A 25,226-nucleotide genomic window follows, 5' to 3' on the forward strand; every position below is an offset into this window, starting at 1 on the left:
CATGCAGTTTCCAAGCTTACCCCAAGCGATTAGTACATCTATTTTACATTCAAACAATGCCCTTGCGCGCGCGGGTCAGACGGATTTGATCGACCCGCCGTCGATACGGATACGCGACCCTGTCACATAGGCCGCGCGGGCCGATGCAAGAAACGTCACGACATCAGCAAACTCCTCCGGCTTGCCATAGCGGCCGGCGGGAATGGCCGCACGGGATTGGCGGGCGACCTCGTCGACCTCTGTCTGTGTGCGTTTGGCCGCCGCGGCGTCCAACTCATCGACACGCTGGGTGTGAATGCGGCCGGGCATGACGACGTTCACGGTAATCCCGTCACCCGCGACTTCGCCTGCAAGGGTTTTGGACCAGCCGACGACTGCCGAACGGATGCCGTTTGACAGGGCAAGGTTCGGGATCGGCTGCTCTACCCCCGATGACGTGACAGAGATCACGCGGCCCCATTGGCGTTCCTTCATCGCGGGCAACAGGCGTGTGGTGAGGTGGAACAGATTTGCGGCCATTGCCTCAAAATGGGTAATCCATGCTGTGCGTTCTGCACCCTGCGCGGTGCCGGGCGGTGGCCCCCCGCCATTGTTCACAACAATATCGACACCGCCCTCTTTGAGTAAGCTGTCAACCACGGCGTTCACGGTGTCGATATCTGCCAGATCCAGTTGCACCGGGCGGATGTCACCCGATGTCCCTTTGACCCAAGCCTCAATCTTGTCAACGCTGCGCGCGGCGGCAAAGACAATCGCCCCTTCGTTGGCCAGAGACTGTGCTATCGCCATCCCAAGGCCGCGGCTGGCGCCGAGCACAAGCGCGCGTTTGCCGGTTAGTTCGAGATCCATCAGTTCAGCTCCTTCAATCGTTTTTCCTGGCGCGCGATCAGCAGATTGACCTCCTGCACGCTCGCTGGGGACAGTGTGTTACCGGGTTTGCGCAGGGCGGCATGGGCAATGACGCCGCGTTTGGCCAACGTATATTTGCGGATGGCCAGCCCCATGCCCGGCTGCTGTTCGAACCGCGCCAGCGGCAGGTAGGCATCAAAGATGTCGCGCGCCCGGTCCATATCACCGCCCGCGTGGTGTTCGACCACGCGGGCCATCATTTCGGGATAGGCGAAGCCCGTCATCGCCCCATCGGCGCCGCGCTGCATTTCCTCTGGCAGGAACAGCCCGCCATTGCCACACAGGATCGAGATGCGCCGGTCAAGCACGCCGGCGCGGCGCAGGGTCGTGATCTTTTCAAGGCCAGGCCAGTCTTCGTGTTTCAGGCAGACACAGGTCGGCAGGGCATTGACGATCCGGGCGATGACAGACGTCGACATCTGCACCCCCGTTGCCAGTGGGAAATCCTGTAGGACAAAAGGTACATCGCCGATCAGTTCGGCCACTTGGGTATAATAGGTCACGATCTGATCGTCGGTGCGCAAGCTGCCCGGTGGCGCCACCATGACGCCCGCCGCGCCCAGATCCATCACCATCTGTGTAAGCGTTTCGATCTGGGCAAACCCGGGGGCCGACACGCCGACCACCACTGGCACCCGATCCGCGACACGGGCAAGGATACGCGCAACCACGCCGCGCGATTCCTCGACAGTCAGCTTGGGCGCCTCCCCCATCATCCCCAGCACGGTCAGCCCGGTTGCCCCGGCCTCAAGATAGAAATCAACCATGCGGTCGCAGCTTTGCATGTCGATCTGGCCGTCAGGATAAAAAGGCGTGACGGCAATCACGAAGACGCCGCGCGCGGCAGTGGTGAGTTGGGTCATGGTCTGTCCTATCGTGTCATTTGTAGCGCGACGCGGCCGATTGCCATGGCGACGGCTGCCTGGCAGGGTTCGACCACGGCAACGCCGAGGTGGTTTTCTAAATCGGTGCGAAAGGCGGTCATGCCCGCGCAGCCCAGGATCACGACATCCGCCATCGCCGTGTCGCGCAGGCGGGTGCCAACGTCCTTGAGCCGCTCAAAGGTGCGGGTTTCATCGGCAAGTTCCAGCACCCCGAGTTCCAGAGGCATATCGGCGGCCAGCCGGTCCATCACCCCCATCGCGCCGACATAGCGCATGTGCCGGGGGATGCTTTTGGACAGGATCGAGATGATGCCAAAGCGTTGCCCCATCGTCATCGCAGTGAGGATGGACGCCTCGGCGATGCCCAAGACCGGATGCGCAGATTGTTCGCGCAGGGCAGCAAGCCCGGGATCAGAATAACAGGCCACGACAAAGGCACTGGCGTCGGCCTCTAATCCCGCGCAATGGGCCAGCAAGGGTGCCACGACACCGTCGACATGAGCCTGGCTTTCGATGCCCGGGGGGCCTTTGGCCAGCGTATGGGCCGCGATCGGTACAGGACTGGCGGCGCGCATCGGGTCAACGGCGCGGTCGATGCCGTCGGTCACATGCTGGCTGCTGTTGGGGTTCACCACGTAGATTGTCATCTTTGAATTCCTTTCGGTCCCCAAAAATCCGGCGGCAGGTCGAGGTCCGCCTGCGCGCCGATCCGAGCGATCATCTGGGCCGCCTGAGTGGCCGCATCGTTAAGGATGTCGTCTTCGTTCACCCGTGTGGCCCGCCCGTCGCGCAGCACGATTTCACCGCCAACCATCACCATCGCCACATCGTTGCCATTGGCAAAGCACACAAGCCGGTGCAGTGCCATGTTGGGCGGGTAGAGATGCGCGCGGCGCAGGTCGACCATTGTCAGGTCCGCCGCCTTGCCCACCTCGATCGACCCCGTACGATCCGCCAGCCCCAAGGCACGTGCCGCCCCGATGGTACACATCTCAAGCGCCTGGCCGATAGGCAGGACCGAGGCATCACGGAAATGGGTGCGGTGATAATGCATCGCGTGCTGCATGTGGCGGAACATATCGCCCGACCGGTCAGGTGCTGTGGCATCCGATCCCAGTGCCACACAGGCCCCCGCCGCCATCAGCTCGATCGCCGGGCAGCGCCCCATGATCGACGCATTGGCCGAGGGGTTATGGGCAATCTTGGTATTACTGGCAGCGATCAGATCAATTTCATCCGCGTGCAGGTCAATGCAGTGCGACAACAGCGTCTCCGGCCCCAGCAGACCCAGTTTCTCGGCCCGCCGAATGGACCCGCGCCAATGCCCGTCCTGCGTGAACACCAGCCCCCTGTCGCGGGCATAGGCGCGCACGGTCTTCGCCTGCGTGCACGCGGTGGCATAATCGTCTGGCGTCATATCGCGTTCGTGTTCGTCGCGCAGGACGGGGTAGAGCATGGCGATGGTGATGCGCCCCGCATGGGTATCGTGCCAAGTATCAACAACGTCACGGCAGGTCTGCATTTGTTGATCAAAGCTGACGTCATAGGGCCTGCGCTGGCCGCCCTGCCAATCGGCATAGATTTGCGGGTGTGGCGCGCGTGTCGGGCCGACGGCGACCATGCTGCGGGTGCCAACTTCGACAACCGCGCGGCAATGGGCCGCCGCGTAGTCGGGAAAATCCGTGCGCATGATCGTATCACCACCGCCCAGCAGCGACACCCCCGTTGTCACGCCAAAGCGCAGCCTTTCCAGCGCCGCCAGACGGGCCTCGGCGTACCAGTATTCGGGCGGCGAAGCTTGGGTATAGACCTCGCCGCAAATCTCTTCCCAACGGTTCCCGGAATGCATCCCCATCGACTTGATCAGCCCATGGCCCGCGTGGGCGTGTACGTCGATCAGACCGGGAATAATGATCTGTCCGGTGCCGTCGACCACCTCTGCGGCGTCTATCTTGGCGCGCAGCTCGGGCGCTGGCCCAACAGCGACGATGGCTCCCTCGTGTACCGCTACGGCACCGTCATTGATGACGCGCCGATCTGCGTCCATGGTCACGACTGTCGCGCCCACCAAAAGAGTATCTACGCGCATGTTAACCCCCGCTCAGATTTGGAAGGCGCGGCACGTCGATGACACCGTCCGCAGGCATCGCAAAGCCCGGATGTGATCCGGCCAAGCCGATGACCTTCAAAGGGTTGTAAAGCGTAAGCCATGCCGGATCTTGCTGCAAAAGCGCATAGGCGTCGCGCCAGAGTGCTGCCCGCGCATCGCGGTCGGCCGTCACGCGCCCCTTGTCGATCAGCGCCTCGATCTGGGCATTGGCGTAGCCCTGCCACCACGCCCCCGACACGCGCTGATCAATTTTTTCATAAAGCACACGGTAGGTGCTCATCGGGCTGGAATCAAAGACGCAAAGATCGCGGATTTCCTTACGGCGGACCATATGTGCATAATCCTCGCGCTCTGGATGCACAAAGACGTTGAGCGTGATGCCCACTTCAGCCAGTTGTTCGCCCAAGGCCGCCGTCAGGCGATCGGCTTCGTCCGGCAGGCGCGTGGGGCAATCTACGTCCAGGGTCAGGCCATCGCCGTAACCCGCCGCTGCGAGCAGTTGCCGCGCGCTGTCGCGGTCCAGCACTGTCCCACCGCCCTGCCCGGCCCCGTAATGATTTGGGCTGACAAAGCCGCGCAGGGGCCGTGCTGCCCCCGCCATCACAGTCTGAACGATGGCATCGCGATCCACTGCCAGGCTGAGGGCCTTGCGCACCCGCCCGTCGGACAGCGGACCACGTGCCGCATTCAGCAGATAAATGATTGCTACAGGTGATAGAAATTCGTGCCGCGCGTCGCCCAAGCTGCGCGACGCTTGGAAATCCAATGCGTTGGCGACCTGCACAGTGCCTTGTTGCAGCAGCTTCAGCCGGTCGGCCGCGTCCGGCACCAGTTGCCATGTCACCGTCGGATTGGCCGGCACTCCGCCAAAGTGATCATCCAACCGCTCTGCCGTGATGCGGTCAGACGCAACCGAGGTCAGCCGATAGGGCCCTGATCCGACTTGTGCGCTGTAATCCTTGGCGTCCAGCGCGCCAAATGCGGAGGGGGCGACGATGAAACCCTGCTCCAAGACATCCAGCAGATCGGCCATCGGTGCCGCAAGTGTGACGATCAAGGTGATGTCGTCCACCACGTCAAACCGTGCCCCGCCCAGATACTGCCGCCAGACCGCCGGCGCGCCAAGGGTATAGCCTTTGTCCTCGCGCGCCATTCGGGCAAGGCAGGCCGCGACCGCCTGCGCATTGCACGGTGTGCCGTCATGAAATTGCACGTGGGGTTCCAAATGAAATGTCCATTCGGTTGCGTCGCCAGACACAGACCAGCCCATTGCCAGATGCGGTACATAATCTTGTCCCACCCGGCGCACCAACGTGTCATAGATCGCGTGATAGATCGTCAGTTCGTCATTGGCGTCTGTGCAGTCATGCGGGTCGTGGAGCCCCAGCCGGGCCTGTGCAATCACTGTCATAGCTTGTCCCTCTGCGGTTCGTCGACCAAATGGCAGGCAACGGTCTGATCGTCTCCGACGTCCTTAAGCGCTGGCCGTTCGCGTGCGCAGCGGTCCCAGGCAAAAGGACAGCGGGTGCGAAAACAACAACCCGTCGGCAGGTGCAACGCCGATGGGACTTCGCCCGACAGCGGGATTTCTTCGTTGTCGCGTTTCGCTTTGATGCTGGGCGCCGCCGAGAGCAGCGCGCGCGTGTAGGGGTGGCGTGGGTTGGAAAACAACACGTCACGCGGCGCGTTTTCGACCATAAAGCCGAGGTACATCACACCCACCCGATCCGCGATGTGATGTACCACGGACAGATCGTGACTGATGAAAAGGTAAGCCAGTCCAAACTCATCGCGCAAATCCATCATCAGGTTCAGAATTTGCGCCTGGATAGATACGTCTAGCGCCGAAACGGGTTCATCCGCGATGATCAGGCCCGGTGTCACCGACAGAGCGCGCGCGATGCCGATCCGCTGGCGTTGTCCACCGGAAAACTGGTGCGGGTAGCGGCCCGCGTGTTCGGCATTCAACCCGACCTTCGCCAAAAGCGCCTCGGTCTTTGCCGCGACGCCCTTGCGATCCGTCGCAGACTTGGTCTGCTCTAGCAGTGGTTCGGCCACGATGTCGCGCACCCGTTGGCGCGGATTAAGCGAAGCGTAGGGATCTTGAAAGATCATCTGCATGCGCGACCGCACCGGCAGCATCTGGGCAAAACCATAGTTTGCAATATCTTCGCCATCGACGCGCACTTGGCCATGCGTCGGCTTGTAAATCCGGGCAATTGTCTTGGCGACCGTGGATTTGCCGCAGCCGCTTTCGCCCACCAGCGCCATGATTTCTCCGCGATTGATGCGAAAGCTGACCCTGTTCACCGCCCGCACAACGGGGCGGTCAAGGCGGATGCCCTTGCGGCTGAGCCGCAGGCGATCAAGCACCCCGCCCCCGATGTCAAAATGCATCTCAAGGTCGCGCACATCAAGCATTGGCACCGTGTCGTTCATGCGCTTTCTCCCGGGGATAATGGATAATGGCATGCCGCCCAGAGCGCGTTGTGCTGCATCGTGAGTTCCGGTTCTTTTTCAGAGCAACGTGCCTGGGCGCGGGGGCACCGATCACGAAAGTTGCAGCCCTTGGGCAGGTTGCGAATGTCGGGCACCGCACCGGGGATCTGCTTGAGCCTGTCGTGACGGTTGGTCGGATCGGGGATGCTGTCAATCAACCCGCGCGTATAGGGATGCGCCGGTGCCTCGATCAGATCGCGGGTTCGGCCGCGTTCCACCACCTTGCCACAGTAAAGCACGGTAATATGGTCTGCCATTTCCGACACCACGGCAAGGTCGTGGGTGATCAGGATCATCGACGCGCCCTTGTCCGCGATCTGCGCGCGCATCAGCTTTAGGATCTGGCTTTGAATGGTCACGTCCAGCGCCGTTGTCGGTTCATCCGCGATGATCAGACGGGGACGTGCCAGCATGGCAATCGCAATGACAACCCGCTGACGCATCCCGCCGGAAAATTGGTGCGGATAGGCCCCCAGACGTTCAGCGGCGCGGCTGATACCGACGCTTTCCAGCATGTCGATGCAGGCCTGCTTGCGCGCGGCGGCGTCCAGATCGGTGTGCAGGCTCAGTACTTCGTCCATCTGCCTGCCCACTGTGTGCAACGGGTTGAGCGATGTCATCGGGTCTTGAAACACCATCGAAATATCGCGCCCGCGCACGTCGCGCAGCCGGGTTTCACCGGCCTGCACCAGATCCTCGCCATCAAACAGGATTTGCCCGCCTTCGATCTTACCAGGGCTGTCAATCAGACCAAGGATCGAAAACCCCACCACGGATTTGCCTCCGCCGCTTTCGCCGACGAGGCCCATGATCTCGCCCTTGCCGATGTCAAAGCTGACGCCATTTACAGCCCGTACCGTACCGGAGAACGTGTGAAAGTATGTCCGCAAATCCTGCACTGACAGCAGCGTTTTGTCCGCAGCTATATCCATCATTTCAACCTCGGGTTCAGTTCATCGCGCAGGAAATCGCCAAACAGGTTGATCCCGAAGACCAGCATCATAATCGCCACCCCCGGAAAAACAGATGTCCACCACAATCCGCTGAACAACACGTCAAAGCCGTTTTTGATCAGCAGTCCCAGCGAGGGTTGGGTGATCGGCACGCCCACGCCGAGAAAGCTCAGCGAGGCTTCGATCAGGACAAATGTGCCGACCTGAATGGTGGCAATCACGATCAGCGGGGTGAGGACGTTGGGCAGCACATGTTTGCGGATGATCTTGCGGTTGGGCAGGCCCGCGACCTTGGCCGCTTGCACATATTCCTTTTCGATCTCTGACAGGGTGGAGCCGCGCACCGTGCGGGCATAGACAACCCAACCCACCGCCGTCAGCGCGATCAGCACCTTATCGACACCGGTGCCTACCGCCGACATCAGGAACAGGGCAATCAAGATGGAGGGGAAAGACAATTGGATATCGGCAATCCGCATGATCACGGAATCGATGATCCCGCCGTAGAACCCTGCGATCAGCCCAAGAACGGTGCCAATGGTGCAGGACGCGATCATTGCGACCAACCCGATAAACACCGAGATGCGCGCGCCGTAGAGGATGGAGGCCCAGACATCGCGCCCCTGCCCGTCCGTGCCGAGCACAAATTGCGGGTCGCCGCCCTGCAACCAGACGGGCGGTTTGTAGCTGTCCATCAAGTTGAGCGATGCGATGTCGTAGGGGTTCTTATCCACCAGAAACGGCCCTACGATCACGGCAAAAGCAAAGAAGGCCATCAGCCCGCTGCCAATGATTGCAGAACTGCTGCGGGTATAATTATGGAAGAATTCCGAGCGGAGAAAACGGGTCATGCGCCCCTCATTTCAGTGTGATGCGCGGGTCGATCAACGTGTAGACGATATCGACCAGAAAATTGATGACGACAAAGATCAGCGCCACCAACATCAGGTAGACAACGATCACAGGCCTGTCGGCGCGATAAATGGAATCGATCAGCAGCTTGCCCATGCCAGGCCAGGAAAAGATCGTTTCGGTGATGGTGGCAAAGGCAATCAGGTCGCCCAGTTGCAGCCCGAAGATCGTGACCACGGGGATCAGTGCGTTCTTCAGCCCATGCTTATACAGCACATCGCGCCGGGTCGCCCCTTTGGCGCGAGCGAATTTCATATAGTCCTGCCGCCCGACCTCCATCATGCCGGCGCGCGTCATGCGCAGCAATATGGCCATCGTGCCCAGCGACAGCGTCACGGCGGGCAGGATGATGTGATGCCATCCGTCCCACGTGGCCAGACTGACGCGCAGGCCAAAAACCTCAGCCGTGTCACCGCGCCCTGACGACGGAAAGACGCCCCAGTTCACCGCGAACATGTAGATCAGCACCATGCCCACCCAGAACCCCGGCAGCGATATCCCCAAGAGCGACCCCGCCATGATCGTCCGGCTGATGCGCCCATCGGGATTGGCCCCGGCATAGACCCCCAGCGGAATGGCAACCACGATCGCCATCACCATAGCGACCAGCACCATTTCAACGGTCGCAGGCATGCGTTCAAGGATCAGCGTCATTGCAGGTTGGCGAAAAACGTAAGAATGACCAAAATCGCCGTGCAGCAGGCTGATCAAGAACTTCCAGTATTGCACCAGAAGCGACTGATCGAGCCCAAGGATACGCCGCGCCTGCGCAATCTCGGCGTCGGTGGCATCAATTGGCACGACCATGAACACCGGATCACCGGTAAAGCTCATCATCAGGAAGACGACAACAGAGACGACCCAAAGCACGAGCAGCATCTGGATCAGGCGTTTGAGCAGATATCCAAACATGGGGGCAAAGCCGTCTTTCGTTGAAGTGGAAATAAAACGACCCCGGCAACCACAGTGCTGCCGGGGTCAAAGATTAGGACGACTATTCGACGTCCATCTCAAAGGCGGAGAGAAACTTGTCCACGCGCGGCGTCAGGGTGACACCCTTGCGGGCGGCATAGATATCCTGTTCGTAATGCACCGGGATCATTGGAATATCCGCCATCAGGATCTTGGTCGCTTCCTGAAGGTACTCATCCCGCTTGGCGATATCGGGCGTTGAATCTGCCTTGTCGACCAGCGCATCGACTTCCGCGTTGGAATACGAGCCCCGGTTTACCTGCCCGTAGCCTTCCTTTTTGTCGCGGGTATAGAACAGCGCGCCATACATTGAACCTGCATCCCCCGACGGGACGTCCCAGCCGCTCATGATGAAGCTGGAGTTGTCGGTCGGCACGCGGATATAGCCCCAAAAGTTGGATTTTGGCATGATGTTCAGTTCGAGCGTGATGTTGATCTTGGCCAACATTGAGGCCAGCGCCTGCGCAATCTGTGCATCGTTGACATAGCGGTTGTTGGTTGCGTCCAGCGTCATGGTAAAGCCATCGGGATAGCCTGCATCAGCAAGCAGCGCCTTGGCCTTTTCGATATCCACCGGGTACATCTGGCGGAAGTCCATGCCATCCACAAAGCCCAGATGCGCGGCAGGGACGAACTGCGCGCTGGGGCTGGCAAGGCCGTTCATCACGATCTTATTGATGGCATCGACGTCAACCGCGCGGGCAATCGCCTCGCGGACGCGCTGATCGGTCATCGGATTCTTGCCTTCGATCGTTGGCGACTTTTCGCGTGTGTCCATTGCCAAGACCACGTTCAACAGGCTGGGCCGGGTGATGACCTGAAAACCATCTTCGCTTTTCACGCGGTCGACATCGCGCACGGCAAGATCCTGGATCACATCAACTTCGCCCGTCAGCAGGGCCGCGGTACGTGTGGCAGGGTTTGTGATGGGTCGGAACGTCACCGAACCGATCTTGGGCGCCCCACCCCAGTAGGCGTCATTGGCGTTCAGAACCAGTTTCTCTTCTTTGATCCATTCGCCCAGTTGGTAGGGCCCGGTGCCCATGGGCTTGAGGTCCATCTGCTCATCGCCGGTTTCGGTCGTGTATTCCTCGTCAAGGATCAACAGTTCGGCCAGATCGTTGGGCAGCACCGCATAGGGTTTCGGCGTTGTGATCTCGACCGTCAGGTCGTCGACTGCAGTGACCGAGGCAATATTTGCCACCAAGTCAGGCCGGATCGACGCGCGGGCCTTTTCAACAGTGAAGACCACATCAGCGGCGGTGAAAGCATTACCGTTATGAAACGTCACACCCTCGCGGAGCTTAAAGCGCCACGTGGTATCATCCACGTTTTCCCAGCTTGTTGCGAGGCCCGGCCCGAACTCCAACTCGGGGCTGCGCGCGACCAGCGGGTCGTAGAGGTGGTAATACATGATGTTTGAGGACAACTCCTCGCCCGCCAACGGGTAAAGGTGGCTGGGGTCGGAAGTCAGCCCAATGGTCAGGGATTTTTCTTGTGCGAGTGTCACGCCCGCGCTGGCCACGACAAGTGTCGCGCCCAATGCGCCGATGCGCAACATATTGTGGGATAGATGTCTCATGGGATCTCCTTTGTTGGTCGCTTTCGCGATTGGTCGTCGGAGGCGGTGTGCCGCCCCTCGTGTTTATTCGTCGTATGTTTGGGGGGTCAGTGACCGGGTTTGGCTGTCTGCACCTCGATCTGATACCCTTCGGGGTCGTTCATCACGAAGGCGCGAATGCCCAATTCGGCACTGTCGCGGGGCGCCGTCAGGCCCGGCACGTTTTGTGACGCGGCCCAAGCGTGCCAGGCGTCAACGTCCGGCACGCGCAGGCAAATCTGTACCGTCTTCTGCTCGGCCCATTTCTGCATACCGCGCTTTTCGTCGACCAACCCGACATGGGCCTGGCCGTCGATGCGGTAGATTTTCGACCAGCCCTGATCAATGGCCAGCGTGAAGCCCAGGACGTTTTCATAAAACGCCATCGCTGTCGGCAGATCGCGGTAATACTGAAACGTGATAGCGAGAACGATCCCGCCCTCGGGTCGTTGCGGTGTCGTCGAAGTCATGCGGCCATCCCGTGTACTTACGTGGTATTCGGATGGTATACACGCGGCACACCGAGTCAACATCCTTAACGCAAATTACTGCCCCACCGGAGACTGCGGCGATCAGAATGGATGATTAATGTGGGATATGATCAATTCGCGGACTTTTTTGAGATGCAGCTTCATAGCGTCTGACGCCTGATCAGGCTCCTGCGCGACAATCGCATCTATGATCGCGATATGTTCATGGCACCCCGGCTCGAATCGTTCGGGAATCGACCCCTGACCGTACATCCGCGTCTTGACCTTCATCGCCTCAATCAACTCTTTCAACAGTCGTGAGCCAGCGATATGTGCGATGGCAAGATGAAGCTGCGAATCTAATGCGTAGTGTCGTTCGGGGCTGGGGCGCGGACCGGTCAAAAATTCCTCTATCTCGGCGCGCAAATCCATCAGGACTGTCATATTAGCGCTGGAACTAGCTGCTTTTCGTGCTGCCTCGCATTCAAGCAGGCTGCGAATATGTAGGATTTCCATGATGTCCGACAGCGATATACTGTTGACAATTGGCGTTCCCGCGGGCGTGCGGGTGGCAAAGCCTTCGCTGATCAATTGGCCGATTGCCTCGCGCACTGGGGTGCGTGAAACGCCCAGTTGGTCCGCAAAGCTCTTCTCGCGCAGCGGCGTTCCGGCGTCCAGTGTGCCGTCCAGGATCATCGCCTTAATTCGCTCGAACGTAGAATTGCCCAACGTCTTTACTGTCTCGTTCATCATATATCCTTTTAATCAGTCGACTGCCTGCGACGTCCTGCATACAGCATCTTTAAAGATATTCCTTTTGGTATACACTCGGTATTTCATTGTGCAAAATATCAGCGATAGGCCTGACATGACAGATATGGATTTCGACACGATCATTCGCGGCGGTACCGTCGTCCACGCAGCCGGCACCGAACGCGCGGACATCGGTATCCGCGCGGAAAAGATCACCGCCATCGCAAACCACATCGAGGGCACGGCGCAGGCGGAGATTGATGCGCGAGGGTTGGTGGTATTGCCCGGAGGGGTCGACACACATTGCCATATCGAACAGGTGTCCGGTGCGGGCCTCATGAACGCCGATACATTTGAAACGGCGACCCGGTCTGCCGCGATGGGCGGCACGACGTCTGTGGTGTCCTTTGCCGCCCAGCATCCGGGAAACAGGATGGCCAAGGTCGTGCAGGACTATGCCGCGCTGGCGCGCAAGGGTGCGCTGATTGATTACGCCTTTCATATGATCGTGGCCGAGACGGCGCATGGGAACCTTGAAGAAGATATTCCCGCTCTGATCGCTGAGGGCCACCGGTCCATCAAGATTTTCACCACATATGACAAGGTACGCCAGGACGACAAATCAATCCTGGATATTTTGGCTGTGGCGAAACGCGACGGGGCGCTGGTGTGTTTTCATGCCGAAAATGACGGGCTGATCCGGCATATGACCGAACAACTGTTGGCAGAAGGCAAGACAGCGCCAAAGTACCATGCCGCATCCCACCCGCGCGAGGCCGAGATCGAGGCCATCGACCGCATGTGCCGGTTTGCAGAGTTTACTGGCGCGCGGATCATGATTTTTCACGTCTCGACGCGCGAAGGTGCCGACATCATACGTCGCGCCCGCGCACGGGGCGTGAACGTCGCGGCAGAAACCTGTCCTCACTACCTGTTCATGACTGTCGACATCCTAGAGCAAGACAACCCTGCCCGCTTTATGTGTTCGCCGCCACAGCGGACTGTCGACGATCAAGATGCGCTATGGGAGGCCATCGCCGATGGCACAATTGGGCTGATCACATCGGACCATGCACCCTACCGGTTGGACGCCAGCGGCAAGTTCGCACATGGCGCTGACGCCCCCTTTAATCGGATTGCCAATGGAATGCCGGGGCTAGAGACGCGCCTGCCGCTGATGTTCAACGCAATGGTCAGCCAAGGGCGCATGACGCTGGAGGATTTCGCCAATCTAACCGCCACCGCGCCCGCGCGGGCATTTGGGTTGGCGGGTAAGGGACGCATCGCGGTTGGATATGACGCAGATATTGCCCTGTGGAATCCGAATGCGACGCATACCTACGCCGCGAATGATCTGCACGACAACGTTGGGTACAACCCGTTTGAAGGCACTCAGGTTGTGGGGATGCCGGTCAGCATGTTGTCGCGCGGGCGGATGGTGGTGTGCGATGGCAAGTTGCAGGCGCGCGCAGGCGACGGCAAGTGGCAGCCGATGCGCCGCTTCCAACCGGAGGGCTTATCGAACAAATAAGGAAGCGCAGACAGCCGTCCGCGCCTCCTTGCGCCAAAATTACTTCAACGAGGCTTTGACCGCGGCGACGTCTTCGGCCGTCATCTGGCCTGCGGTTTCGACCTCGCCATTGGTGATTTGCCACAGACGGAACGGGCCGGAGATATCGCCATATTCATCAAATGACACGTTGCCGATGACACCCTGATAGTTGATCGGCTTGCCTTCTTCGATCAGCGCGAGGGCCTTTTTGAATTCCTCAGGGCCCGCATAAATCACCTCGCCCGCCGGATCGACAACGCCGCGAATGGCGTCGCGGATCGCATCGGATTCAGGCTTGCCCGCCTTGGCAACAGCAAGCGCAACAATCGCTCCGGCATCATAGGAACGATCTGCCGCAGGGGCGGATGGTTCGATTCCGCCAGAAAACGCCTTGTAGTGCTCATAGAAATATTTGGTCGACGCGGTTTCAGATGTGCCCGACGACGTGCCAAAGGCCCCTTCGAGATATTCCGCGCCCACCGCTTCGATGAAATCGGTGGAGTTCATGCCATCGTTCAACAGGAATTTCTGCGGCCCGCCCTGGCTGATCCAAGCGCGCGCAATCGTCGCCCCGTCAACGGGATAGGAAATCAGATAAAGCGCTTCGGGGTTACCCGACATAGCCGCCGTGACTTCTGACCCATAGTTGGGCTGGTTTTCATTGTACGACGTTGTCGAGGTGATGGTGCCGCCCAAGGCGGCATAAGCGGCTGAAAACTCACGCGAGAGGTTCAGGCCAAAGTCGTTGTTGACGTGCACCAGCGCCAAATTGGTCAGCCCGGAATCCATCGCGTATTTGGCCGCGGCGATCCCTTGCAATGCGTCAGAAGTGATGGTGCGGAAGAAATAACCGCCGGTTTTTCCGTCGCGCGCCATCTGGGTCAGCGTCGGGGTCGAGGACGCTGGCGAGACCTGCACCACGCCAGCAGGGGCCGTGACCGAGGTCAAGATCGGGACAGACACCGATGAGATGATACCGCCGATGACGACAGGCACTTGTTTAATGTTAACCAGCTGCGTGGCCTGATCGACGGCCACGTTGCCTTGGCTTTGGCTGTCGCGCGTGTCTGTCACCAGATCGCAGCCCAAGACCCCGCCTGCGGCGTTGATGTCACGAAATGCCATGTCGACGGACTTTGCCCCAGCTTGACCATAGGCACCCGCCGGGCCGGTCAGTTCCATCACCATACCGATGGTGATTTCACAAGCCTGCGCACCCAAAGTCGTGGCGCAGAGCAAGGCCGCCGTGAGGCCCGTTGTTTTAAGTGTATTCATGTTCTCTCTCTCCTTGTTGACCGCCAATTTTCTGGCTGTGTTGTTTACGTCCAAGTTTCTTGTAAGTGATGCCAAACCACGCCTGTTGGGGCTGTGGCATCAGCAGAGAACAGCGCGGTCGACCTGCGCTGGCTTGTCGTGCTGTCGGTTGATTGATGTTCGTCGTAGACGACCAGCGCCCAATCCCCGATTTTCCGGGACGAGATAAACTCAATCCGTATCGCAAAATCATCCCCGCGACTGTTGCGCGCGGATCGCAGCATGGCAATCACCTGTGGGGCGGTGGCCAGTTTGCCGTCAGGGGGGATCATCTGCATGTCGGGGGCAAAGGCCCGTGCGGTCGCATCCATTGCGGTGTCATCGCTGCGCCCGGTGAACCACGCGACAAAGAAGTCATGGCGTGCGACGACTTCAGCCCGGGCCAGAGCAACGATATCCATTTAATGCCCCTCTTTGTTGAGGTTGTATTTCATCACCGCACCATGTGCCCCGCTTCGGTCACGTTCCAGCGTATAGACGTCCCCCGGCACACCGTTTGACCGGTCCAAGACTGCGGCGATCTGTTGCAAATCCGAAGCGCTCAGGGGAATGTCGGGCACGGCCAGATTACGGTCAAGATGGCTGCGGTTGCGCGCGCCCACGATAACGGCGGCAACCGCGTCACGGTCTAGAATGGCGCGGCTCGCGATGCTGGCAATATCCACGCCGTGGCGTTTGCCGATGTCGGACAGAGTCTGCAACAACTCCTGAAACAGATCCCATCCGCCAAATTCGTCAATGATCAGCTTGTATTTCGTCAACGATCGGTTTTCCCAAGGCGCGCCGGGTTCGGCGGCGCCCAGCCAGCGTTCCGAAAAGAAGCCGCCGGAAACCGATCCGTAGCACAGCAGATGAAATCCATTGGCCTTGGCCAAGTCCGTCATCGCGCGCGATGGACGGTTGTCGATCAGCGAATACTGTACCTGCATCGACACCAGCGGGACCCCAGCGTCCAGAATGCGTTTGACCTGCGTCGTGTCAAAATTGGTGCCGCCCAGATTGGCGATCTTGCCCGCCTCACGCAGCTCGTTCAGCCATCCTGCGACCACAACCTGACGGTCAACCTCGTAATCCCACCAATGGAATTGCACGAGGTCAAGCCGATCCGTCTGCAACCGCTGTAGCGCGCGGTCGATAGCCGCCTCGACATCGGCCTTTGTTATGGTCGCAAGATTGCCCAGATCGGGGACAAATTTCGTGTGCACCTTGATCTTCGAAAGTGCCTTGGCGCCATTTTTCCGGCCATAGGCGGCACGGAATTCCCCAATCAGCGCTTCGACCCCGGTATAGATATCCGCGCAGTCGAAAGTGGTGATCCCCGCGTCGGCAAAGGCAAACATGTCTGCAATGCTTTGACTGTGGTCGATGTCGCCATGGCCGCCCGCCAACTGCCACCCGCCTTTGATAACCCGAGATATGTGGTAGTCGGGCGAAAGTTTAAATGTCTGCATTGCTGGCTCCGTCGATGCGCACCGCTGTTGTATCGGCATGGTTAAATCCCCGTTTACCAATGCGCGTAATGCGCAACCGTGACGGGCAGTTTGGATCGGGGCAGGCAATCTCGGCGTCGGTTGACATCCAGTCGTTCGGGTCGGTCGCCCGCTGTTTGGCGGCCAGCAGCGGCAGCACCGATGCCAGCGAATAGATCGACATGCCCTGCCCCTCGGGCAGATACATCATCTCGCCACGCAATTCGAAATAGTCGCCCACGTTGGCGTTGCACCACAGTTTCGCCCCCTCAGGCGCCACCACCTCGACCCGCAGGTCCCAAAGTTCAAAGTGACCTGCGCTCATGCTGCGGCCTCCTGCTCGGCCCAGAATTCATCGCCTGCGGCCTCCAGTATGGCAAAGGCGGTGCGAATATCCGCTTCGAGCGCGGCGGTCAGCGCGACGCTATCGCCCTTGCGCAAGGCACTCAGGATGCCGTGATGGTGCCGCGTCGCCGACGCGATGCTGTCGACACTTTGCTGCCGTGCGGCGGCCCGCACATAGGGACCGGCCTGCATCCACAGGCTTTCGACAAAGGGCAGCAGGACCGACGACCCGGATTTGTTATAGATTGCAAAATGAAACGCATGATTGAGATGTGACACCTCGCGAGGGTCGTCGGCGGCATCATAGGCCTGCGTCAAATCCTCCAGTTCGTTGATATCCGTCTGGCTGAGGTGTGTCATTGCGCGACGGGCAAGGTCACATTCAATCATGCAGCGCGCCGCCGCGATATCACGCCCCCGCTCAAGCGTCAGCAACGGCACGCGCACCCGTCGGTTCGGCATCGCCTCCAACGCACATTCACTGACCAGCCGCGCCAATGCCTCGCGCACCGGCATCGAAGACACCGACATGCGGCTGGCAACCTCCCCGGCAAGAAAGGTCTCCCCCGCGACAAAGCCGCCGCGGATCAATGCGCTGCGCAACTGGCGATAGGTGCGATCCTGAACGGTTTCGCGCCCAATCGGTGAAAGCTGATCCAGCCCGCCGTCCGCCCAACCGCTACCATCTTGCATGTCCGCCTCCTCAATGGATTGAACTTTACATTAATTTGGCAGCGTGCTTTTGTAAATGATGAATGATAGTTGATCAACTTTTGGGCGGGATATGACAGGACCACTACTCGAGGCGCAAAACCTGTGCAAAAGCTTTGGTGGACACCATGTCGTGCGCGACATGAGCCTTGATCTGCGTGCGGGTGAGATCCTTGGTGTCATCGGTCCAAACGGCGCGGGCAAGTCCACGCTTTTCAATCTTTTGTCGGGGTCGTTACCCGTCAGCACGGGGCGGATCATTCTGGATGGCAACGATCTGACCCAGGCCCCTGCGGAGGCGCGGTTGCGCGCAGGGCTCGCGCGCACCTTTCAAATCCCACGCCCCTTTCCTCGTATGACGCTGCTGGACAACGTCCTGACTGCGGCGCAGAACCAACCGGGCGAAAGTCTGGTGACGGCGCTGTTCGGCATGGGCACGGTCCGGCACATCGAGGCTGAGAATACGGCGCGTGCGCATGACATCTTGCGTTTCTTGTCACTGGACCATCTGACGGACCAGCCCGCGGCCGTGCTATCGGGCGGGCAGCGCAAGCTGTTGGAGCTGGCCCGCGTGATGATGGCAGAGCCACGCGCGATCTTGCTGGATGAACCCGCCGCTGGCGTGAACCCTGCCCTGCTGGACCTGATCATCGACCGCATTCAGGCCATCAACGCGCAGGGTGTTGCAGTGCTTTTGATCGAACACAACATGGATATGATTTCCCGGCTCTGCCCAGAGGTCATCGTGATGGCAGCGGGCAGCAAGCTTGCCCAAGGGTCACCGGCAGAAGTATCGGCGCGCGCGGATGTCATCGACGTTTATCTAGAAGGGATGCCGCATGACAGCGCTATCGGTTAAGGATCTTCGCGCAGGTTATGATCCTGACCTGTCAATCGTCAAAGGCATCAGCTTTGACGTGGCACAAGGCGAGACAATTTCAGTTCTGGGGCCAAACGGAGCTGGCAAGTCAACGCTGATTAAAGCGCTGGCAGGTCAGGTTCCGGTCCACGGTGGCCATGTCACGCTGGGCCATGTGGACGTGACCGGCCTGCCCTCGCACCGCTTGGTCAAACAGGGCCTCGGATTTGTGCCGCAGACCGAAAATATTTTTGCCAGCCTTAGCATTCGCGAGAACCTTCAGATCGCGGCCGAGCTGCTGGCCAAACCCTATCGCGCTGCACGGATCGACGCGATGTTCACCATGTTTCCCGATCTGGGACGTCGCCCCAATGCACAGGCGGGCGCACTTTCGGGCGGACAGCGGCAGATGCTGGCCGCCGCGCGGGCGCTGCTGACCGAACCCGAGGTTCTGATGCTTGACGAACCGTCGGCGGGACTGTCACCGAAACTGGTGGCGCAGGTATTTGACACGTTGGAACGCATCTCGGCCGGTGGCGTGACGCTGATATTGGTGGAACAGAACGTGCGCGCCGCGCTGGCAATCACCCGCCGCGCGCTGGTGCTCGTCGACGGGCAACTGGCGCACGACGGACCGACTGACGCCTTGGCGGACAATGACCTGCTTGGGCGACTTTTCCTGGGCCAACGAGAGGGACACCCCGCATGAACCCACAAGCCATCATCGAAGGATTGATCGCCGGGTCGACCATTGGCCTTGGCGCAATTGGTCTGACGTTGGCATATTCGATCTTGCGTTTTGCCAACTTCACCCATGGCGATTTTCTGGCTTGGGGGGCTTACTTTACGCTCTCGCTCACAGGTTTTCTGGGCGGGATGCTGACCGCGCTGGGGGCACCGCTGAAGCCATTTAGTTTCGGACTGGGCCTGCCAATCGCGCTTCTGGGCGGGATGGCAATGACCGTGCTCTTGGCGCTTGTCCTCGACAAACTGTTGTTCGGGCGGTTGCGGGCACGCGGGGCGGATACGATCATCATCGTCATGGCCAGTTTCGGCGCGTCGATGGCGCTGCGGTCCTTACTTGAGTTCATTTATACGGCCAAGCCCGAATACTACACCAAGGCGCTGCAGATCGCGCAGCCCATTGGATTTGGCCTGCGGGCGACGCCCGATCAGCTGCTGGTAATCGGAACTGCGGCCTGCCTCGTCATCGCGCTGCACCTGATCGTGACCTATAGCGCCACCGGCCGCGCCATGCGCGCCGTCGCAGAGAACCCGGCCCTTGCAGGGGTTTACGGCATCGACACCGCACAGGTCCTGCGGATCACATGGATCATCGGCGCGGGCCTGGCCTGTGTGGCGGGTGTAATGGCGGGGCTGCTGGTGCAGATCCGCCCCTATATGGGGTTCGATCTGTTACTGCCGCTGTTTGCCGCAGCCATCCTAGGCGGGATCGGCTCTATCCCCGGTGCGATGATCGGCGGTCTGATTATCGGGCTGTCCGAGGCCTTTGCCGTGCAGATCATCGGGGCCGAATGGCGTGCGGGCGTATCATTTGTCATCCTCGTGCTCGTACTGATGCTGCGTCCCCAAGGCATCTTCGGCAGGGAGCGTGCATGATGGAACTGCTTGCTTACTCCGCTTTTTTTCTGACCATCGCATTAACCTATGCCGTCATCTGCCTGGGCTTGAATGTACAATGGGGCCAAACCGGGCTGTTCAATGTGGGCATCGCGGGTTTTGTGGGACTGGGTGCCTATACCTCGGCGGTGCTGACCGCGCCTGCGGTGGCGGAACGCATCGGCGGCTTTGGTATGCCGATCGTGGTCGGCTGGTTTGGCGCAATGTTGATCGCTGCACTGGCATCCTTTGCCGTGGGGTTCCTGACACTGCGGATGCGAGCCGATTATCTTGCCATCACGACATTCGGCGTCGCCGTGACCCTGCAACTGGTGTTCCAGAACTGGGAATCCCTGACCGGCGGGGCGTTCGGCTATGCCTATATCCCGCGCCCGTTTGCCGGGCTTCAAGCACGGCCATTTGCCTTTAACTTTGCCAATCTGGCCGTGACCGCCGCCGTTGTCATGGCCGTCTATCTGCTGTTGCAACATCTGCTGCGCAGCCCTTGGGGCCGTACGCTCCGCGCTGTCAGAGAGGACGATATCGCCGCACGCGCCCTTGGCAAGAATCCCACCCGCATCCGCTTGCAGGCCTTTGCGCTTGGCGGGGCGATCATGGGGTTGGCGGGGGCCTTGCAGGCGCATTTCATCGGCTTTATCGCGCCGGGAAATTTCCTGCCTATGGTCACATTTCAGGTCTGGGCGATGCTGATCGTCGGCGGATCGGGCAACAACCGGGGTGCTATATTGGGGGCAGTACTGGTCTGGGCCATCTGGGCGCTATCAGGCGCCGCCATCGCCGAGATTTTTCCAGCCGACCAACAGGCCCGCGCGGCCTCTCTGCAAATTGTCATCATCGGGGTGATGCTTTGCCTGATCTTGCTGTGGCGTCCCCAAGGATCCTGCCAGAGCGCCAATACCGCCAGAAGGATATGACAGAATGACACCAGAACGCACGCACCTGGCCCCAGGGTTGGAGATTTCACGTGTTGTGACCGGGCTGTGGCAGGTTGCAGATCAGGAAAAGGACGGTCAATTGCTGGACCGGACCGAGGCGGCCAAGGCGCTGGCGGATTATGCACAGGCCGGGTTCGACAGTTTCGACATGGCCGACCACTACGGCAGTTCCGAGTTGATCACCGGTGAGATGCTGCGCAGATGGTCGGCGTCGCCCCGGCCCCGCGCCTTTACCAAATGGTGCCCGGCGCCTGGCCCGATGACCGCCGACGTCGTACGCGCGGGCGTTGAGGAACGCATGACACGGCTGGGGGTCGATTGCATCGACCTGCTGCAATTCCACTGGTGGAGTTTTGAGCATCCCGCATGGCTTGACGCGCTGCACCAAATGGCGCGGCTGAAAGACGAAGGGCTGATTGGCCAGATCGGCGTTACCAACTTTGACGCGGCGCATCTGCATCTTGCCCGCGCCGAGGGTATCCCCGTCGTATCCAATCAAGTTTCTTTTTCCCTGATCGACCGACGCGCCGCCGGGGCCTTGGCGACAACATGCGCGCAACACGATATCAAGCTGCTGGCCTATGGCACGCTCTGCGGGGGGTTCCTGTCGGAAAAATGGCTAGGCCAGCCCGAACCGGATGCGGTCGCAGATTGGAGTGGTGCAAAATACCTGCGGTTCATTCAGGCGTCAGGGGGCTGGGACGGGTATCAGGCGATCCTGCGCGCGGCGGATGGCATCGCCCGCAAACACGGTGTGTCCATCTCGAACGTGGCGACGCGCTGGGTTCTTGAACATGCGCATGTCGCGGCCACCATCGTAGGAGCCAGGCTGGGCGGCAACGTGCACCGCGACGACAATTTGCGCCCCTTCCAATTTGCACTGGACGCCGACGACCACGCGGCGCTGAACGATGCCTTTGCCCAGACCTCGCCCATCCCCGGAGATTGCGGCGATGAATACCGCCAACCGCCATTCCTGACCGCCTCGGGTGATCTCAGCCATCATCTTGACGCGATGCCGCTGGCGCATCAGGCCACCGCTGACCCAGAGGTTGGAGACCGGGCGCGGGTCTTTACCGGATCGAAATGGGAGCCCATCGCGGGCTATTGTCGGGCCATCCGTGACGGTGATCGCATTCTGGTGTCCGGCACCACCGCCACCCATGGCGAGGACCACACCGTTGCGCCGGGGGATGCGGGTGCGCAGACGACTTATATCCTCGATAAGATCGCCGCGTCCGTGCGCGCCTTGGGCGGCAGACCGGGCGACATTCTGCGCACACGGATGTATCTGCAAGGGGATGCTGACGTCGAACCGGCGTCCTTGGCGCATGGGCGGTTCTTTGCAGCTTTTCCTCCGGCGAACACCACGTTTCTGGTGGGCTCGCTCATCGGGAATTTTCGCATCGAGATCGAGGCCGAAGCCCGAATTCGGAGCAACAACAGCTAAGGGCATCCCTAGCCGTCAGTAAAGCGACATCGGCGCGAGGTATGACCCCGCGCCGATGCTTTTGGTTTTATGACAAAACAGGTGCCGTTATTTCCCCATCAGGCCCGGCAGCCATGTACCCAATTCAGGTATCCAGACAATAAGGCCCAGCACAAATAGCTTGATCAATACAAAGGGGCTTACCGCCGCGTAGATGTCGCCCATGCTGATCTGCGGAGGTGCCACACCGCGCATGACAAACAGCAACAGCCCAAAGGGCGGTGTTAGCAGCCCGATCTCCATCGTCAACAGATACACCACACCCAGCACCAGTTCGTTGATGCCCATGGCCTGCGCCAGCGGCACGAACACTGGCACGGTGACCATCAGCATTGAGACCTGATCAATGAAGCAGCCCAGAAACAGCAGTATCGCAATCATCCCCAGCAGCACCATCAGCGGGGTCGGATCAAAGCTGTTGATGGCATTGATCAGCCCGTTGGTCGCACCGGAAAAGGACAGGACCTGCGCAAAGGTCTGGCTGGCTGCGATGATAAAGAGGATCATCACCGACAGTTTCAGCGTCTCCATCAGTGCCTTGCCCAGCTTGGCCCAGCTGAGCGAGCGGTATGCCGCGCCAATGGCCACGGCTGTCAGACTGCCCAGGGCGGCACTCTCTGTCGGGGTTGCGATGCCCAGCAAGAGCGAACCGATCACCACCGCAAAGAGCACAGACAGCGGTAGAACGTAGATCACAAAGGGTGTCCAGCGTTCCCAGAGGCCCATTTGAGGCAGGTCGTCGGGTGGGGCAACCGACGGGTCAAGGATACTGCGCCCGACCACATAGATCACAAACAGCACGGCCAGCAGCAGCGCGGGGATCACCCCGGCGACCAGCAGCCCTGCGATGGAAATGCCCGCCAGTGACCCCACCAGCACGGCAAGCGCCGACGGCGGTATCAGCATGGCAATTGCCCCGGAGGCCATGATTGGCCCCATCGCCATGGACGGGTGATACCCGCGTTTCAGCATCCCCGGCAGCAAGGTGCTGCCCAGCATCGCCGTATTAGCGATGGTAGAGCCAGAGAGTGCCGCAAAGATCGTGCCGCCAAATATCGTCACCACCGACATGCGCCCCGGTATCCGCGTGACCACCCGTTCAATGGCATCAATGGCGCGGTGGGCGACCCCAGTTTGGAATAATATCTCGCCCATCAGGATGAATAGCGGTATCGGTGCAAGTTGAAAATTCGCCACCGACTGCGCCGAGTTGCGCGCCAGTTGCAAGATACCGCGCTCGCCCCCCAGCACGAAATACGCGCCCACGGTTGTCACCGCTATAAAGGCAAATGCCACCGGCAGGCCGATCAGCAAAAGCACTGCCAAACCACCCAACATCAGTGTCAGCGTCAGACCCCAATCCATATACCTACAACCCGCTTAGCGCGGTGTCAGGCACATCAGGCCAGATCACTTTGCGCAGAAAAACAATGACACAAAGCGCCAGAGACGCGGGCACAAAGGCCAGCATCCACCACTCTGGTATGACAAAAGACGTGCGGATCATCGAGCCGCGGGCGGCAGACGCGAGTGCCGCCTGCACCCCGTACCACCCCAAGACCCCCGCCGTGATCGCGCCGATTGAATGGGTGACGCGGCCCAACGCCGCTTCGGCCTGCGGGGTCAGCGCGCCGGTGATCAGATCGACTTTCACATGCCCATTACGGGCCAAGACCCAAGGCGCCCCCAAGAACGTCGCGATCATCAGGGCATATTGTATCGCATCCAGCGCGCCGTAGATCACCGGCAAGCCAAAGTTTCGCAGCGCGACATTGATCGCGATGAGGACCGCGATGACCCCAAGGATGCCTGCCGACAACGCGGCAAGCATCCACAGCATCCGGTCGAAATAGTGTCCGAGCATCAGTTACTTAACCAGACAAGCCCGAAGTTCTTGGGCCAGCGGCGCGTCAATGGCCTCGACCGCGGCCCAACCAGCATCGCGTGCGGTGTTCAGCCACTTTTCTGCACCTGCTTCGTCAAAGGTAATTGTCTCGATACCCGCTTCGGCCTGTTTGGCATATTCCGCCTTGTTCAGTTCGGCATTATTGGCGTTCAGCGCTTCCATCCAATTCGCGCCTTCCTCAAGCTTGGCGCGCTGTTCGTCGGTCAGGCCATTCCAGGTGTCAAGGTTGACCAACAGGTTAACGTCGACGTTGTAAAAGCTTGGATCGACACGATATTCTGTTTGCTCGTCCCAACCCAGATCAAGCACGCCCTGCGCGGGCCAGCCATAACCATCAATCGCGCCTCGTTCCAAGGCGCTATAGACTTCGCCCGGTGCGGTGCGCACCAGATTGGCCCCTAGTGCCGAGAACATCGCCTGGTAAACTGGCGTGGTGCGAATTGTCAGGCCGGAAAGGTCTGGCCCGTCGACAGGTTTGGTCAAGTAGAGGTGAAAGCCCATGCCATCGCCCGAACGGCCAAGATATTTCGCATTCATCTGCTCTTGGTGGATGCGGTCGATCACGTCGAAACAGCCGTTCGCGCGCTGGTCCTGCACAGTGTTTTCCGCGAGGTGAATCGCATCGCCCGCAGGCACGAGATTGGGGTAAAAGGCCGATGTATTGTTGGCGATATCTACAACACCCGATTGCACCGCATTGCCCAATTCAAACGGTGGCACCGCTTCGGGGCCGCCAACAACTTGGATCTGAACCACGCCTTTGCCATTCTCGTTGATCCATTCAACAAAGGATTCAAACTCGCGACTGAAGGTCGTACCGAGGTTAAAAGCAGACACCGCGCGCAAGGTGACTTCCTCGGCGGCAAGCGGTGCGGTGAAGGTCGCGGTCGCCAGTATCGTGGCGCTCAGTAGGGTTTTGATCGTCATGGTTTTCCTCCCAGGG

26 protein-coding genes are annotated in these 25,226 nt (G+C 59.9%); 6 read left to right on the forward strand and 20 right to left on the reverse strand.

Annotated elements, in window-relative coordinates; genetic code table 11:
• Positions 1–75: 75 nt before the first annotated feature.
• The 12 genes from AC1965_RS10940 to AC1965_RS10995 form a co-directional block, all read right to left on the reverse strand.
• Positions 76–849: an SDR family oxidoreductase gene (locus AC1965_RS10940; protein ID WP_483883901.1), complete on the reverse strand. Its 774-nt coding sequence runs from the start codon at positions 847–849 to the stop codon at positions 76–78.
• Positions 849–1,772 (reverse strand): dihydrodipicolinate synthase family protein, encoded by a 924-nt coding sequence (locus AC1965_RS10945; protein WP_483883902.1) that lies wholly within the window; start codon positions 1,770–1,772, stop codon positions 849–851. Before AC1965_RS10945 ends, AC1965_RS10940 begins: the two co-directional genes overlap by 1 nt.
• 8 nt (positions 1,773–1,780) lie before the next feature.
• On the reverse strand, positions 1,781–2,440 hold the full coding sequence (locus tag AC1965_RS10950; RefSeq protein ID WP_483883903.1) for an aspartate/glutamate racemase family protein: 660 nt from the start codon (positions 2,438–2,440) through the stop codon (positions 1,781–1,783).
• Entirely contained in the window at positions 2,437–3,882 is a 1,446-nt protein-coding gene (locus tag AC1965_RS10955; protein ID WP_483883904.1) for an amidohydrolase family protein, read from the reverse strand. Before AC1965_RS10955 ends, AC1965_RS10950 begins: the two co-directional genes overlap by 4 nt.
• A 1-nt stretch (position 3,883) precedes the next feature.
• A complete protein-coding gene (locus AC1965_RS10960) occupies positions 3,884–5,314 on the reverse strand; it encodes an ABC transporter substrate-binding protein (RefSeq protein ID WP_483883905.1) in 1,431 nt (476 codons plus the stop codon).
• Complete coding sequence (locus AC1965_RS10965) at positions 5,311–6,342, reverse strand: ABC transporter ATP-binding protein (protein ID WP_483883906.1); 1,032 nt, start codon at positions 6,340–6,342, stop codon at positions 5,311–5,313. Before AC1965_RS10965 ends, AC1965_RS10960 begins: the two co-directional genes overlap by 4 nt.
• Complete coding sequence (locus tag AC1965_RS10970) at positions 6,339–7,337, reverse strand: ABC transporter ATP-binding protein (protein ID WP_483883907.1); 999 nt, start codon at positions 7,335–7,337, stop codon at positions 6,339–6,341. The genes AC1965_RS10965 and AC1965_RS10970 overlap by 4 nt, the downstream gene beginning before the upstream one ends.
• A complete protein-coding gene (locus AC1965_RS10975) occupies positions 7,334–8,206 on the reverse strand; it encodes an ABC transporter permease (protein WP_483883908.1) in 873 nt (290 codons plus the stop codon). The genes AC1965_RS10970 and AC1965_RS10975 overlap by 4 nt, the downstream gene beginning before the upstream one ends.
• Before the next feature lie 7 nt (positions 8,207–8,213).
• Entirely contained in the window at positions 8,214–9,179 is a 966-nt protein-coding gene (locus AC1965_RS10980) for an ABC transporter permease (protein WP_483883909.1), read from the reverse strand.
• An 82-nt stretch (positions 9,180–9,261) separates the two neighbouring features.
• Positions 9,262–10,821 carry an ABC transporter substrate-binding protein gene (locus tag AC1965_RS10985; protein ID WP_483883910.1) on the reverse strand — a complete coding sequence of 520 codons (1,560 nt, stop codon included), beginning with the start codon at positions 10,819–10,821 and terminating at the stop codon, positions 9,262–9,264.
• Positions 10,822–10,907: 86 nt separating this feature from the next.
• Positions 10,908–11,309 (reverse strand): VOC family protein, encoded by a 402-nt coding sequence (locus AC1965_RS10990; RefSeq protein ID WP_483883911.1) that lies wholly within the window; start codon positions 11,307–11,309, stop codon positions 10,908–10,910.
• Positions 11,310–11,411: 102 nt separating this feature from the next.
• The gene (locus AC1965_RS10995; RefSeq protein WP_483883912.1) at positions 11,412–12,059 is read right to left on the reverse strand and encodes a GntR family transcriptional regulator; all 648 of its coding nucleotides are present in this window, start codon (positions 12,057–12,059) and stop codon (positions 11,412–11,414) included.
• 118 nt (positions 12,060–12,177) lie between these two features.
• Between AC1965_RS10995 and hydA the strand changes: the two genes are divergently transcribed.
• Positions 12,178–13,593: a dihydropyrimidinase gene (hydA, locus tag AC1965_RS11000; protein ID WP_483883913.1), complete on the forward strand. Its 1,416-nt coding sequence runs from the start codon at positions 12,178–12,180 to the stop codon at positions 13,591–13,593.
• A gap of 39 nt (positions 13,594–13,632) precedes the next feature.
• Here the strand turns inward: hydA and AC1965_RS11005 are convergent, their stop codons facing one another.
• From AC1965_RS11005 to AC1965_RS11025, 5 genes are read right to left on the reverse strand one after another with little or no spacing between them, the layout of a single operon-like run.
• Complete coding sequence (locus AC1965_RS11005) at positions 13,633–14,889, reverse strand: ABC transporter substrate-binding protein (RefSeq protein WP_483883914.1); 1,257 nt, start codon at positions 14,887–14,889, stop codon at positions 13,633–13,635.
• Between the two features lie 44 nt (positions 14,890–14,933).
• The gene (locus tag AC1965_RS11010; RefSeq protein WP_483883915.1) at positions 14,934–15,329 is read right to left on the reverse strand and encodes a hypothetical protein; all 396 of its coding nucleotides are present in this window, start codon (positions 15,327–15,329) and stop codon (positions 14,934–14,936) included.
• Entirely contained in the window at positions 15,330–16,379 is a 1,050-nt protein-coding gene (locus tag AC1965_RS11015; protein ID WP_483883916.1) for an aldo/keto reductase, read from the reverse strand.
• Entirely contained in the window at positions 16,366–16,722 is a 357-nt protein-coding gene (locus AC1965_RS11020) for a TIGR04076 family protein (RefSeq protein WP_483883917.1), read from the reverse strand. Before AC1965_RS11020 ends, AC1965_RS11015 begins: the two co-directional genes overlap by 14 nt.
• Positions 16,719–17,435 carry a GntR family transcriptional regulator gene (locus AC1965_RS11025; RefSeq protein ID WP_483883918.1) on the reverse strand — a complete coding sequence of 239 codons (717 nt, stop codon included), beginning with the start codon at positions 17,433–17,435 and terminating at the stop codon, positions 16,719–16,721. The genes AC1965_RS11020 and AC1965_RS11025 overlap by 4 nt, the downstream gene beginning before the upstream one ends.
• A 91-nt stretch (positions 17,436–17,526) precedes the next feature.
• On the opposite strand from AC1965_RS11025, the gene AC1965_RS11030 reads away from it, so the two are divergent.
• Genes AC1965_RS11030 through AC1965_RS11050 form a run of 5 tightly spaced genes read left to right on the forward strand, consistent with a single transcriptional unit; the run spans position 17,527 to position 22,338 of the window.
• Entirely contained in the window at positions 17,527–18,312 is a 786-nt protein-coding gene (locus tag AC1965_RS11030; protein ID WP_483883919.1) for an ABC transporter ATP-binding protein, read from the forward strand.
• Entirely contained in the window at positions 18,293–19,021 is a 729-nt protein-coding gene (locus tag AC1965_RS11035) for an ABC transporter ATP-binding protein (protein WP_483883920.1), read from the forward strand. The genes AC1965_RS11030 and AC1965_RS11035 overlap by 20 nt, the downstream gene beginning before the upstream one ends.
• Positions 19,018–19,932, forward strand: a complete 915-nt coding sequence (locus AC1965_RS11040) for a branched-chain amino acid ABC transporter permease (RefSeq protein WP_483883921.1) — start codon at positions 19,018–19,020, stop codon at positions 19,930–19,932. The genes AC1965_RS11035 and AC1965_RS11040 overlap by 4 nt, the downstream gene beginning before the upstream one ends.
• Entirely contained in the window at positions 19,929–20,867 is a 939-nt protein-coding gene (locus AC1965_RS11045) for a branched-chain amino acid ABC transporter permease (RefSeq protein ID WP_483883922.1), read from the forward strand. Before AC1965_RS11040 ends, AC1965_RS11045 begins: the two co-directional genes overlap by 4 nt.
• A gap of 4 nt (positions 20,868–20,871) precedes the next feature.
• Positions 20,872–22,338 carry an aldo/keto reductase gene (locus tag AC1965_RS11050; protein ID WP_483883923.1) on the forward strand — a complete coding sequence of 489 codons (1,467 nt, stop codon included), beginning with the start codon at positions 20,872–20,874 and terminating at the stop codon, positions 22,336–22,338.
• Between the two features lie 87 nt (positions 22,339–22,425).
• Here AC1965_RS11050 and AC1965_RS11055 read toward each other — a convergent pair whose 3' ends face one another.
• The 3 genes from AC1965_RS11055 to dctP are packed head-to-tail and all read right to left on the reverse strand — an operon-like array spanning position 22,426 to position 25,210.
• A complete protein-coding gene (locus AC1965_RS11055) occupies positions 22,426–23,742 on the reverse strand; it encodes a TRAP transporter large permease (RefSeq protein WP_483883924.1) in 1,317 nt (438 codons plus the stop codon).
• Positions 23,743–23,746: 4 nt separating this feature from the next.
• The gene (locus AC1965_RS11060) at positions 23,747–24,241 is read right to left on the reverse strand and encodes a TRAP transporter small permease (protein WP_483883925.1); all 495 of its coding nucleotides are present in this window, start codon (positions 24,239–24,241) and stop codon (positions 23,747–23,749) included.
• A gap of 3 nt (positions 24,242–24,244) precedes the next feature.
• The gene (gene dctP, locus AC1965_RS11065; RefSeq protein ID WP_483883926.1) at positions 24,245–25,210 is read right to left on the reverse strand and encodes a TRAP transporter substrate-binding protein DctP; all 966 of its coding nucleotides are present in this window, start codon (positions 25,208–25,210) and stop codon (positions 24,245–24,247) included.
• Between the last annotated feature and the right edge of the window lie 16 nt (positions 25,211–25,226).

It is taken from the genome of Sulfitobacter sp. KMM 9851 (assembly GCF_057178245.1).

Bases quoted from the DNA above. Each gene is read 5' to 3' on its own strand.
- AC1965_RS10940 (WP_483883901.1), bottom strand. From the start codon at position 849: ATGGATCTCGAACTAACCGGCAAACGCGCGCTTGTGCTCGGCGCCAGC.
- AC1965_RS10945 (WP_483883902.1), bottom strand. From the start codon at position 1,772: ATGACCCAACTCACCACTGCCGCGCGCGGCGTCTTCGTGATTGCCGTC.
- AC1965_RS10950 (WP_483883903.1), bottom strand. From the start codon at position 2,440: ATGACAATCTACGTGGTGAACCCCAACAGCAGCCAGCATGTGACCGAC.
- AC1965_RS10955 (WP_483883904.1), bottom strand. From the start codon at position 3,882: ATGCGCGTAGATACTCTTTTGGTGGGCGCGACAGTCGTGACCATGGAC.
- AC1965_RS10960 (WP_483883905.1), bottom strand. From the start codon at position 5,314: ATGACAGTGATTGCACAGGCCCGGCTGGGGCTCCACGACCCGCATGAC.
- AC1965_RS10965 (WP_483883906.1), bottom strand. From the start codon at position 6,342: ATGAACGACACGGTGCCAATGCTTGATGTGCGCGACCTTGAGATGCAT.
- AC1965_RS10970 (WP_483883907.1), bottom strand. From the start codon at position 7,337: ATGATGGATATAGCTGCGGACAAAACGCTGCTGTCAGTGCAGGATTTG.
- AC1965_RS10975 (WP_483883908.1), bottom strand. From the start codon at position 8,206: ATGACCCGTTTTCTCCGCTCGGAATTCTTCCATAATTATACCCGCAGC.
- AC1965_RS10980 (WP_483883909.1), bottom strand. From the start codon at position 9,179: ATGTTTGGATATCTGCTCAAACGCCTGATCCAGATGCTGCTCGTGCTT.
- AC1965_RS10985 (WP_483883910.1), bottom strand. From the start codon at position 10,821: ATGAGACATCTATCCCACAATATGTTGCGCATCGGCGCATTGGGCGCG.
- AC1965_RS10990 (WP_483883911.1), bottom strand. From the start codon at position 11,309: ATGACTTCGACGACACCGCAACGACCCGAGGGCGGGATCGTTCTCGCT.
- AC1965_RS10995 (WP_483883912.1), bottom strand. From the start codon at position 12,059: ATGAACGAGACAGTAAAGACGTTGGGCAATTCTACGTTCGAGCGAATT.
- hydA (WP_483883913.1), top strand. From the start codon at position 12,178: ATGACAGATATGGATTTCGACACGATCATTCGCGGCGGTACCGTCGTC.
- AC1965_RS11005 (WP_483883914.1), bottom strand. From the start codon at position 14,889: ATGAATACACTTAAAACAACGGGCCTCACGGCGGCCTTGCTCTGCGCC.
- AC1965_RS11010 (WP_483883915.1), bottom strand. From the start codon at position 15,329: ATGGATATCGTTGCTCTGGCCCGGGCTGAAGTCGTCGCACGCCATGAC.
- AC1965_RS11015 (WP_483883916.1), bottom strand. From the start codon at position 16,379: ATGCAGACATTTAAACTTTCGCCCGACTACCACATATCTCGGGTTATC.
- AC1965_RS11020 (WP_483883917.1), bottom strand. From the start codon at position 16,722: ATGAGCGCAGGTCACTTTGAACTTTGGGACCTGCGGGTCGAGGTGGTG.
- AC1965_RS11025 (WP_483883918.1), bottom strand. From the start codon at position 17,435: ATGCAAGATGGTAGCGGTTGGGCGGACGGCGGGCTGGATCAGCTTTCA.
- AC1965_RS11030 (WP_483883919.1), top strand. From the start codon at position 17,527: ATGACAGGACCACTACTCGAGGCGCAAAACCTGTGCAAAAGCTTTGGT.
- AC1965_RS11035 (WP_483883920.1), top strand. From the start codon at position 18,293: ATGACAGCGCTATCGGTTAAGGATCTTCGCGCAGGTTATGATCCTGAC.
- AC1965_RS11040 (WP_483883921.1), top strand. From the start codon at position 19,018: ATGAACCCACAAGCCATCATCGAAGGATTGATCGCCGGGTCGACCATT.
- AC1965_RS11045 (WP_483883922.1), top strand. From the start codon at position 19,929: ATGATGGAACTGCTTGCTTACTCCGCTTTTTTTCTGACCATCGCATTA.
- AC1965_RS11050 (WP_483883923.1), top strand. From the start codon at position 20,872: ATGACACCAGAACGCACGCACCTGGCCCCAGGGTTGGAGATTTCACGT.
- AC1965_RS11055 (WP_483883924.1), bottom strand. From the start codon at position 23,742: ATGGATTGGGGTCTGACGCTGACACTGATGTTGGGTGGTTTGGCAGTG.
- AC1965_RS11060 (WP_483883925.1), bottom strand. From the start codon at position 24,241: ATGCTCGGACACTATTTCGACCGGATGCTGTGGATGCTTGCCGCGTTG.
- dctP (WP_483883926.1), bottom strand. From the start codon at position 25,210: ATGACGATCAAAACCCTACTGAGCGCCACGATACTGGCGACCGCGACC.